Annotated in this window: 7 protein-coding genes and 1 tRNA gene; 6 read left to right on the plus strand and 2 right to left on the minus strand. The window is 55.7% G+C overall.

Annotated features, from left to right (window positions below; translation table 11 throughout):
- Positions 1-88 precede the first annotated feature (88 nt).
- Positions 89-1,636, minus strand: coding sequence for a sulfatase family protein (locus tag JHU38_RS11595; RefSeq protein ID WP_107582372.1), 1,548 nt, complete (start codon positions 1,634-1,636; stop codon positions 89-91).
- A 212-nt stretch (positions 1,637-1,848) separates the two neighbouring features.
- On the opposite strand from JHU38_RS11595, the gene JHU38_RS11600 reads away from it, so the two are divergent.
- The 6 genes from JHU38_RS11600 (at position 1,849) to JHU38_RS11625 (ending at position 8,546) form a co-directional block, all read left to right on the plus strand.
- Positions 1,849-3,474 carry a serine hydrolase domain-containing protein gene (locus JHU38_RS11600; protein WP_146157004.1) on the plus strand — a complete coding sequence of 542 codons (1,626 nt, stop codon included), beginning with the start codon at positions 1,849-1,851 and terminating at the stop codon, positions 3,472-3,474.
- A gap of 307 nt (positions 3,475-3,781) precedes the next feature.
- Positions 3,782-3,853: transfer RNA gene (locus tag JHU38_RS11605), tRNA-Arg, on the plus strand.
- Positions 3,854-3,891: 38 nt separating this feature from the next.
- Positions 3,892-4,683, plus strand: a complete 792-nt coding sequence (locus JHU38_RS11610; RefSeq protein ID WP_107581814.1) for an ADP-ribosylglycohydrolase family protein — start codon at positions 3,892-3,894, stop codon at positions 4,681-4,683.
- Between the two features lie 94 nt (positions 4,684-4,777).
- Positions 4,778-5,428 (plus strand): DUF4294 domain-containing protein, encoded by a 651-nt coding sequence (locus JHU38_RS11615; RefSeq protein WP_107581815.1) that lies wholly within the window; start codon positions 4,778-4,780, stop codon positions 5,426-5,428.
- Between the two features lie 136 nt (positions 5,429-5,564).
- Complete coding sequence (locus tag JHU38_RS11620) at positions 5,565-7,463, plus strand: 2-oxoacid:acceptor oxidoreductase subunit alpha (RefSeq protein WP_107581816.1); 1,899 nt, start codon at positions 5,565-5,567, stop codon at positions 7,461-7,463.
- Positions 7,464-7,535: 72 nt separating this feature from the next.
- Positions 7,536-8,546, plus strand: a complete 1,011-nt coding sequence (locus JHU38_RS11625) for a 2-oxoacid:ferredoxin oxidoreductase subunit beta (RefSeq protein WP_107581817.1) — start codon at positions 7,536-7,538, stop codon at positions 8,544-8,546.
- A 216-nt stretch (positions 8,547-8,762) separates the two neighbouring features.
- Here the strand turns inward: JHU38_RS11625 and mutS are convergent, their stop codons facing one another.
- Positions 8,763-11,426 carry a DNA mismatch repair protein MutS gene (mutS, locus tag JHU38_RS11630; RefSeq protein ID WP_107581818.1) on the minus strand — a complete coding sequence of 888 codons (2,664 nt, stop codon included), beginning with the start codon at positions 11,424-11,426 and terminating at the stop codon, positions 8,763-8,765.
- Positions 11,427-11,611 lie beyond the last annotated feature (185 nt).

The raw sequence follows: 11,611 nt of genomic DNA on the forward strand, positions 1-11,611 counted from the left end.
CAAAACTCTTTGACGAAAAATTTTGGGGTACGCATTGACGAAGTCAGGAAAAAGGACGCGCACGAGGCGCGTCCTTACAGGATCTTATTTACCTTCCGTTGTTGCGGATGGGATCGTCATACTGCACTTGTAGTTGCAGCAGTTGGCGCTTCAGGCGTGCCGTGAGCTTCTCTGTGCCGGGCCGGCCGTAGATATTGCGCATCTGCGAAGGGTCGTTCTTGAGGTCGTAGAGTTCCCAGGCGTCGATGTCGTTGTAGAAGTGTATCAGCGAGTAGCGGCCGGTGCGGATGCCGTAGTGTCGACACACGGAGTGCTCGGCCGGATATTCGTAATAGTGGTAGTAGAGCGACTGTCGCCAGTCCTTGGGCTTGTGGCCCCGGAGCAGTGGCAGCAGCGAGCGCCCTTGGATATCCTTGGGCACCTCAACGCCCGCCAGTTCGAGGAACGTGGGGGCGTAGTCGATGTTCTGCACCATCTCTTTCACGGTGCCTCGCTTGCCGCCCGGAAGATACATTAGCAGTGGCGTGCGGAACGACTCCTCATACATGAAGCGCTTGTCGAACCATCCATGCTCACCCATGTAGAAGCCCTGGTCGGAGGTATAGACGATGAGCGTGTTCTCGAGCAGTCCCTTCGAGCGCAGATAGTCGATGACGCGTCCCACGTTGCGATCGACCGAGTGGATGACGCGCATGTAGTCGTGCATGTAACGCTGGTATTTCCATTCGGCCAATGCCTTGCCCGACAGGCCCGCCTCTTTGAACCGCTTGATGATAGGGTCGTAATGGCGATCCCACTGCGCACGCTGCGATGGCGACATGCGCTCGTAGTTGGCGCGGCCCATGGCTTCCAGTTCCTTGTTTGAGTGGATTTCGTTCTCGTGGTCGGCCATTTTGTTGTCGTAGACGATATCCATATCCTTCATGATATTCATCTCTTGCTTGGCGGCGGCGCGTCGTCCCTTGTAGTCGTCGTAGAAGTTGGCCGGCAGGGGGTACACTTTATCGTTGTAAAGGTCGAGGTCGCACGTGTCGGGACTCCACACCCGGTGGGGCGCTTTGTTGTGCATGAGCAGGCAGAAAGGCTTGTTCGGGTCGCGCCGATTGTCCATCCAGTCGATGGCCAGATCGGCAATGATGTTGGTCACGTAGCCCGGTCGGCGCAGTTCTTTGCCGTTGCACAGGAAGTCGGGGTTGTAGTAGTCGCCCTGTCCGATGAGAATGTCCCAGTAGTCGAAGCCCGTGGGCAGCGACGTGAGGTGCCACTTGCCGATCATCGCCGTTTGGTAGCCCGCCTTCTGCAGCAGCTTCGGAAACGTCTGCTGGCCGCCGTCGAACGTCTTCGAGTTGTCCGTGAAGCCGTTGGCGTGGCTGTGTTTGCCCGTCAACATGCAGGCTCTGGACGGTCCGCTCAGTGAGTTGGCCACGAAACTTTCGCTGAATTTCACGCCGTGATTGGCGATCCAGTCGATGTTGGGCGTCTGAATGAAGCGGTTGTCATAGGCACTGATGGTCTGAAAGGAGTGGTCGTCGCTCATGATATAGACGATATTCATGGGCTTACGCTGGGCCTGAGCGGGCACGAAGGCGCCTAATGCTATCGTACCCGTGAGACCGTATAGAAGTTTATTTTGCATATAATTAATGGATTGATAGGTTAATTGTTCCATCCCGGATTCTGCTTCCACAGGCCGTCGGTCAGGGAAAGCATCCTTGACTGTATGGGCAGCAGGTAGTCGCGTATTTTAAATATACTCGCAAAAATAGTGTTTTTAACCAATAATTCCAAATTTGCGTCACCGCTTTTTGCCCGCTTTCCCACCGTGGTCATGAAACATTGTGGGCGAATATGGGGCGCAAAGATTTGATACTGTCGGCAGAAACGATTATCTTTAACCCATTATTCATCAAATCATACCACGCTATGCACCCAACATTCTCCACCCACCATCATCATTCTTCATCCATCATCCGCCCCGTGGCGGTTCTCTGCTTTCTGTTTTCACTGCTGACAGCCGACGCGCAGGTGGACGATCTGCCCCGCACACGACCCGAAACGGTAGGCATTCCCTCGGCGGCGGTCGACCGACTGATGGACTCGTTGATGGCGCTGCCCCGAACAGCCATCCACAGTCTCATCGTCATGCGCCACGGACAGGTGGCCTACGAGTCTTATCCGGCTCCCTTCCGAGCCGAGAGCATGCACACGATGTACTCCTGCTCGAAGACATTCGTGGCGGCAGCCGTGGGCATAGCCATCAGCGAGCGACGGCTCAATACGGACAGCCGCGTGGCCGACTTCTTTCCGATGGACCACCGCAACGCCGCGAACTACCGGCAGATGACCGTCAGAGACTTGCTCACAATGGCGTCGGGAATCACGCCCGACTGGGATTTCCGCAACATGGAGCCCCAATGGACAAGCTATTGGCTGTCGAAAACGATCGACAGGCCCGGCCGAAAATTCCGATACGACTCGATGTGTACCTATCTGCTGAGTGCCATTCTGCAGAAAGTGACGGGCCAAACGCTGCTCGAATACCTGAAGCCACGCCTCTTCGAACCGCTCCATATCACGCGGGTGGAGTGGGAGAAGAGTCCCGAGGGAATCGACACGGGCGGCTGGGGACTGTATATCCAGGCCGAATCATTGGCCAAATTCGGCCAGTTGCTGCTGCAGGGCGGTCGGTGGCGGGGCCGACAGCTCATTCCCGAGGCCTGGGTGAAGGAGATGATGAAGAAACAGATTGACAACGGCGGACCGGGCTACGGCTATCAGATGTGGCGTTGCGAATATCCGGGGGCGGTACGGGCCGACGGTGCCTACGGGCAATATATCCTCGTGGTGCCCGACAAGGACATGGTTGTTGTCATAACGGAGTGCTCGGCCATCAACGGCACGCGTCAGCGTCGGTTGGTGTGGCGCGAACTGCTGCCGCTGGTGGTCGACACCCAACTGCCATTGCCTCACGAAAAGAAGCCCGTTCAAAGGCTGTTGCCGACCCCCGAAGGCAGCAAGAGGGCACCCAAGCGCATGCCGCGACAATTAGCCATAGGACTGAAGCCCAACGTCTACGCGTGGTCCGAAGTGGCCGTTGAACGAACCGGCAGCAGCGTCACCTTCAGTTACGTGCAGGAGGGCCGCCGTGTCAGCCTGCCCATGACCTACGGCCGATGGAACACCATCACCACATCCGTCACGCCCGTCTATTCCGTCCGAGCCAAAGACCGCTTCAAAGGAATCAGCGGCCCCTTCACGCTGGCCGGCAGCTACGCCTTCGCGCCCGACGGCACGCTCCATATCCGACTCCACTACACCGATTGGATTACCCTTCTCGACATCACCATCGGTAATCTCGACACGTCGCAGCCCACCGTCGGCACCCTCGACACGTTTCACCCCACCGTCGCCCTGCGTGAAAACCATGCCGAACAACCGCTACACTTGGAACAGCCGGTTCGGGAGAACCCATGATATTATCGCTTGTCCGGAATCCGTTTCCAAAAGCATAACTTTTACCTTGCAAAAGCTATGCTTTTACCTCCTAAAAGGGCTGCTTTTGCACGCTAAAAGCTATGCTTTTGCAAGGTAAAAGTTATGCTTTTGGAAACGGGTTACCGGGAATGGCTTTCTGAATGTCGGTTTGGATGGGTTGCCGTATGATGAAACCGGGGACTTCATCGCTTGCTAACTTAAAGAGAAAGAAAATACGGCATTTATTTTGAAAAACGGGCTTTTTATTTTACCTTTGCCCTTGATCACGCCGCATGGGCTGATATGGGGTTCCATAGTTTAATGGATAGAACGGAGGTTTCCTAAACCTTTGATCCGAGTTCGATTCTCGGTGGAACCACTTCTTGTAATCCTCAACCTTTTTTATACCTTAGACACATGATAGGAGCGATTATAGGCGACATTGTTGGATCGCGTTTTGAATTTGCAAAACAAACCAACCGGGATTTCACTCTCTTTACCGACGAATGTAGTTACACCGACGACACCATCTGTACCGTGGCCGTTGCCGACGCCATCATGAACCATCGGTCATACAAGGAGTCGCTGCACGACTGGTGCCGACGCTATCCCACGCCCATGGGAGGCTATGGCGAACGGTTCCTGACGTGGATAGAAAGCGACGACCCGCAACCCACGGGCAGCTGTGGCAACGGTTCGGCTATGCGGGTAAGCCCCGTGGGATGGCTCTTCGACGACTACCATGAGGTGCTCGACGAAGCCCGAAAGTCCGCTATCGTGAGCCACAACCATCCCGAAGGAATCAACGGGGCCCGGTGTGTGGCCACGCTCATCTACTGGCTGCGCACCTGTCGCATCACGAAAGATGAGATATGGAGTGCCGTGAAACGCAATTTCCACTACACCATCCCAACCCTTTCCGACATCTATAAAATAGGTAGTGAAGACCACTTCGACGGCACCTGTCAGGAGACCGTGCCCTATGCCATCAGCTGTTTCATGGAGAGTCAGAACTTTGAAGACGCTATCCGCATAGCCGTGGCGGCCGGTGGCGACACCGATACCAAGGCCGCCATCTGCGGCAGCATTGCCGAAGCCTACTACGAGATTCCCGAACAGTTTATCACCAAGGCCTTCGACTATCTGCCCGACGATATTCTCAGCATCATTGAGCAGTTTTATGGAAACATCGGCATGCAAATGGAGTAAGGATATTTTTTGAAAACAATCCTTATGTTCCTTACGCCTTGCTGTCGAAAACAATAGAAAATTCGTATCTTTGCGGTGTTGATTCTATTGAACGATGAGAAAAACGATAGGAATGATCACGCTGCTGGCCTTTGTCGCCCTGCAGGCAATGGCGCAGATAGACAACGACAAACCGGGCCGAGTGAACCCCGAAGACCGTGAGGTGGATATCGATAAGCCCACGTTTGTGCCGATGGTGAAGGTGGGAAAGGTGCTCAACCATGGCGACTCCATCCAATACGTGGAGCTTAACGACGTGTGGTGCTATCCCCGGCAGCAGTTCAGTAATCCGGGACAGATGCAAGCCTACAACCGATTGGTTGCGAACATCAAGAAAGTGCTGCCCATCGCCAAGGAGGTGAACCGTATCATTATCGAGACCTACGAATATCTACAGACCTTGCCCAACAAAAAAGCACGCGACGAACATCTTAAATATGTAGAGAAGAGTATCAAGAAGGAATACACGCCACGCATGAAAAAACTAACCTACGCGCAGGGCAAATTGCTTATCAAACTGGTTTATCGCGAGTGTGGCAACTCGGCCTATGGCACGCTGCAAGCCATTCTCGGTCCTGTCCGTGCGGGTTTCTGGCAGGCTTTCGCCTGGACTTTCGGCGCCTCGCTGGCCAAAAAATACGACGCCACAGGCGTCGACCGTATCACCGAACGCATCGTTCTGCAAGTAGAAGCAGGACAGCTATAACCTCTCCCGTTCCTCCCAAAAGGAGCGAGAGAGGCTTTTTTCTTCCTTTTATTTTTCATATTCCCTTTTTTATTATATCTTTGCCCGTATATTCAAATATATTACTACACATTACATTCCGTAAAAACACAAAAAGATGGCTGAAGAGCTCGAAGTAAAAGAACTGGAGCAAGTCGTAGTGAGATTCTCCGGTGACTCCGGCGACGGCATGCAGCTGGCCGGCAACATTTTCTCAACAGTTTCCGCAACCGTAGGAAACGGTATCTCCACTTTTCCGGATTATCCCGCCGACATCCGGGCCCCGCAAGGATCGCTGACGGGCGTATCGGGATTTCAGGTGCACATCGGACAGGGCCGCGTCTACACGCCGGGCGACAAGTGCGACGTGCTCGTGGCGATGAATGCCGCCGCGCTTAAAACGCAGTATAAATACGCCAAGGCGCAGGCTACCATCATCATCGACACCGACAGTTTCGGACCTAACGACCTCCGCAAGGCCGAGTTTCACAGCGACGACTACCTGCAGGAGATGGGTATCGACCAGGATCGTGTCGTGGCGTGCCCCATCACGCGGATGGTGAAGGCCTGCCTGGCCGACAGCGGAATGGACAACAAGTCCATCCTGAAGTGCCGCAACATGTTTGCCTTGGGTATCGTTTGCTGGCTTTTCAACCGCGACCTGGCATTAGTAGAGAACTTCCTGCGCGACAAGTTTGCCCGGAAACCGCAGATAGCCGAGAACAACATCAAGGTGGTGAACGCGGGCTACGACTACGGTCACAACGTGCACGCCAGCGTACCCGCCACCTATCGCATCGACAGTAAGACCAAGGTGCCCGGCCGCTACATGGACATCACGGGCAACAAGGCCACGGCCTACGGACTCATCGCCGCCGCCGAGCGCGCCGGACTGCAGCTCTACTTAGGCTCTTACCCCATCACGCCGGCCACGGATATCCTGCACGAACTGGCCAAGCACAAGTCGTGCGGTGTCATCACGGTGCAGTGTGAGGACGAAATATCGGGTTGCGCCAGTGCCGTAGGGGCGGCCTTCGCGGGTGCCTTGGCCGCCACATCCACCTCGGGACCGGGCATTTGCTTGAAGAGCGAGGCCATCAACCTGGCCGTCATCGACGAACTGCCGCTCGTCATCATCGACGTGCAGCGCGGCGGACCATCGACCGGACTGCCCACCAAGAGCGAACAGACCGACCTGTTGCAGGTGCTCTACGGTCGTAACGGCGAAAGCCCTATGCCTGTCGTCGCCGCCACCAGCCCCACCGATTGCTTCGACGCCGCCTTCATGGCCGCCAAGATAGCCTTGGAACACCTGACGCCCGTGGTGCTGCTGACCGACGCTTTCATCGCCAACGGCTCGTCGGCATGGCGGCTGCCCGACATCAACGACCTGCCTGAGATTCGTCCTCACTATGTCACCAAGGAGCAGAAATACAAATACACGCCCTATCAGCGCGATCCCGAGACACGGGTACGCTATTGGGCACGCCCTGGACAGAAAGGTTACACCCACATTCTGGGAGGATTAGAGAAGGACGGCGAGACCGGTGCCATCTCCACCGAGCCCGAAAACCACGACCGTATGGACCATCTGCGCTTCGAGAAGGTAGCCCGGATAGAGGTGCCCGACGTGGAAGTGCAGGGCGACCGGGACGACGCCGACCTGCTCATCGTAGGCTTCGGCTCCACCTACGGCCATCTTTTCACGGCCATGGAAGAGCTGCGCCGCGAGGGCCACAAGGTGGCTTTGGCCCAGTTTAAGTACGTGAACCCACTACCCCGCAACACGGCCGAAGTGCTGACACGCTACAAAAAGGTGGTGGTGGCCGAACAGAACCTCGGCCAGTTTGCCGCGTTGCTCCGTATCCGCATCAACGACTTCGCGCCCTACCAGTACAATCAGGTGAAAGGGCAGCCTTTCAACGTGAGCGAACTGGTGTGCGGTTTCAAGAAAATCATCAACACCAAGGAAGAACCCCGCATGGGCGGCACCTTCGAAGAGCGTGTCATTTATTAAACTTTCTGCCTTTTCCGTTTTTGGAAACGACACTGAAAACAATCTATTCCGTTACTTAGAAATAAGAAAATCATGAGCGAATTTACAGCACAAGATTATAAAAAAGGTCAGCCGCGCTGGTGTCCGGGCTGCGGTGATCATTTCTTTCTGGCCAGTCTGCAAAAGGCAATGGCCGAAATCGGCGTTCCTCCGTATGAAACGGCCGTCATCAGCGGTATCGGCTGTTCGAGTCGACTGCCCTATTATGTCAACACCTACGCCATGCAGACCATCCACGGGCGTGCGGCCTCGGTGGCCACGGGCGTGAAAGTGGTAAACCCCAAGCTCTGCGTGTGGCAGGTGAGCGGCGACGGCGACGGCCTGGCCATTGGCGGCAACCACTTCATCCATGCCATGCGGCGCAATATCGATATCAACATCATCCTGCTCAACAACCGCATCTACGGCCTCACCAAGGGCCAGTACAGCCCCACGAGTCCACGCGGCTTCGTGTCGAAGTCGAGTCCTTATGGCACTGTTGAAGACCCGTTCCGCCCCGCCGAACTCTGCTTTGGTGCCCGTGGCCGCTTCTTCGCCCGTTCCGTGGCTACCGACGGTAAGGAAACCGAGCGCATCCTGCAGGCCGCCCAACGCCATAAGGGGGCGTCGGTGTGCGAGATTTTGCAGAACTGCGTCATCTTCAACAACGGTTGTTACGACTCTATCTACACCAAGGAGGGACGCCGCAAGAACGCCATCTACGTAGAACATGGCAAGCCCTTGGTCTTCGGTGAGAACGAGGAGTACGGTCTGATGCAGGAAGGCTTCGGCCTGAAAGTCGTGAAGATTGGTGAAAACGGTGTCACCCTTGCCGATATCCTCGTGCACGACGCCCACGCCATCGACGACACCCTGCAGCTCAAGCTGGCCATGATGGACAACGAACACGGCTTCCCCGTGGCGCTCGGCATTATCCGCGACGTCGAAGCACCCACCTACGACGAGGCTGTCAACGCCCAAATAGAAGAGGTAAAGACCAAGAAACCTTATCACAACTTCATGGAATTGCTCGAAACCAATGATATTTGGGAAGTGAAAGAATAGTAAAATGAAAAGATGGGAGATTGAATGAACGCATGAAATAAATTTATTCAACCTTTATAATAGCAAAAGGGAATGGCTCACATGCGAGTCATTCCCTTTTTTGATTGTGGGAGTGTCAGATAGCCCTCACCGACGAAGGGTATAAGTTGGCGTAGCAAGGGAATTGCAAATCGCTGACCGGAGGGGAAAGCAAAGCAATGGCCGGTTAACCATCACCTAAGACTCACCCAAAATCTTCTTGATTTCATTCAGTTTGTTGAGCGCTTCGAGCGGCGTCAGGCGGTTGACATCGAGTCCCAGAAGCTCGTCGCGGATCTGCGCCAAAACCGGATCGTCGAGTTGGAAGAAGCTCAGTTGCAATCCCTCGCTGTGTTCCTTGATCTTTGTCGTATCGGGGCGACCGGCCCGACCCACGCCCGCGTTGTCGGCTTCCAGCTCGTGCAGAATGACGTTGGCCCGTTTCACGATGGAGCGCGGCATGCCCGCGATCTCAGCCACGTGGATACCGAAGCTGTGCTCACTGCCGCCCCGCATGAGCTTGCGCAGGAAGATGACCTTGCCGTCAAGCTCCTTCACACTCACGTTATAGTTCTTGACCCGCGGAAAGTTCTTCTCCATCTCGTTCAGTTCGTGGTAGTGGGTGGCAAAGAGGGTGCGTGCGGCGGCTTTGGCGTGCTCGTGCAGATACTCCACGATGGCCCAGGCAATGCTGATACCGTCGTAGGTACTCGTGCCACGGCCCAGTTCGTCGAAGAGTACAAGACTCTTGGGCGACACGTTGTTGAGGATGTCGGCCGCCTCGGTCATCTCCACCATGAAAGTGGACTCGCCCAACGAAATATTGTCGCTGGCCCCCACACGGGTGAATATCTTGTCGACCAGTCCCACGCGCGCACTCTCGGCCGGCACGAAACAACCCACCTGCGCCATCAGTACGATGAGGGCCGTTTGGCGCAGCAGGGCCGACTTACCCGCCATGTTGGGTCCGGTAATCATCATGATCTGCTGTTTCTCTGTGTCGAGATACACGTTGTTGGGCACGTAGCGTTCGCCCACGGGCAGCCGTGTCTCGATGACGGGATGGCGTCCCTGGCGTATGTCGAGCACATTGGTGTCGTCGATGACGGGCCGCACGTATCGGTTCTCCTCCGACGCCTTGGCAAACGACAGTAGACAGTCGAGCCGTGCCACGAGGTTGGCGTCGGTCTGTATCTGCGGAATGAACGCCTGCATGGCCTGAATCAGTTGCGCGAAGAGGTCGGCCTCGAGCGCCAGAATCTTCTCGTCGGCGCCTAATATTTTCTCCTCATATTCCTTCAGCTCCTGGGTGATGTAACGTTCGGCCTGGGCCAGCGTCTGTTTGCGAATCCACTCGGGCGGCACACGGTCCTTGAACGTGTTGCGCACCTCGAGATAGTAGCCGAAGACATTGTTGAAACCCACCTTCAGACTCGCGATGCCGGTGCGTTCCACCTCCTTCCGCTGTATCTCGAGCAGATAGTCCTTGCCGTGACGGCTGATGGCACGCAGGTCGTCGAGCTCGGCGTTGTAACCGTCGGCGATGACGTCGCCCTTGTTGACGAGCTGCGGCGGGTCGGGTTGTATCTCCTTTTCGATGCGGTCGCGCAGCGTTTCGCACAGGTCGAGCCGGTCGCCAATGCGCCTCAGCGACTCATCCTCGGCCGCGAGACACGCCGCCTTGACGGGCTGCAGAGCTTGCAAGGCCCGTTTGAGTTGCACCACCTCGCGCGGCGACACGCGACCCACGGCCACCTTCGATATGACGCGCTCCAGATCGCCGACACGGTGGAACGCCTCGTCCAGTTCCTGACGGAAGTCGGGATGGCGGAAGAAGTATTCCACCACGCCGAGCCGTTCCTCGATGGGCTTCACGTCCTTCAGCGGAAAGACGATCCAGCGCCGGAGCATGCGGCCGCCCATGGGGGTGGCGGTGCGGTCGATGACGTCTAAGAGCGAGGCCCCGTTGTCCTGCATGGTCTGCAGCAGTTCGAGCGAACGGATGGTGAACTTGTCCAGCCGCACGTATTTCTCCTCCTCGATGCGCGCCAACGCGGTGATATGATTGATATGGGTGTGCTGTGTCAGTTCAAGATATTGCAGGATGGCGCCGCTGGCGGTAACGCCGTTACGCAGATGGTCCACGCCGAATCCCTTCAGCGACTTGGTGCCGAAGTGCTTCAGTAGCTTCTGCCGCGAGTTCTGTTCGGTGAAGGCCCAGTCGTCCATTTCAAACACGCAATAACGTTGACCGAAACGCTTCTGGAAGTCCTGGCGCCGACTTCGCTCGTACAACACCTCCTTGGGCATGAAGTTGCCCAAGAGTTTTTCAACATGGTCGACGGTGCCCTCGCCCGTCAGAAACTCGCCCGTGGAAATGTCGAGAAAGCTCACGCCGCAGCTGCTCTTGCCGAAATGCACTGCCGCCAGAAAGTTGTTCTCCTTGTAGTTGAGCACGTTATCGTTCATGGCCACGCCCGGCGTCACGAGCTCGGTAATGCCCCGCTTCACCATCTTGTCCATTTCGGTCAGTCCCCGCTTGCCCTTGATTTCCTGCCGCTTCTTCTTCGGGTCTTCCAGCTGGTCGCATACGGCCACGCGCCGGCCCGCCCTGATGAGTTTGGGCAGGTAGGTGTCGAGCGCGTGATGGGGGAAGCCGGCCATTTCCGTTTCGCCGCTCAGTCCGCCGTTGTTGCGTTTGGTGAGCGTTATGCCCAAGATGTTGGCCGCCACGATGGCATCCTGACCATAGGTTTCGTAAAAGTCGCCACAACGAAACAGCAGTACGGCGTCGGGATGCTGGTCCTTCATCGAGTAGAACTGTTTCATCATGGGCGTCAACCCTTTGTCATTTGTAGCCATAGCGAATGAAAAATAAACGATAATGTGGAATCACAAAATTACGGAAAAACGGCTGATTGCACAAGTATTTAATGCTTTTTGACGTCTGTATAGCAATCGTGTCCTAAATAATTTTTGTAAAAACGCATACATCAATGATATCTACCGCACCCTGAATTATCTTTACATATACCATCAAAAAAGTG

Source organism: Prevotella illustrans, assembly GCF_017426725.1.
Classification (GTDB): Bacteria; Bacteroidota; Bacteroidia; order Bacteroidales; family Bacteroidaceae; genus Prevotella; species Prevotella illustrans.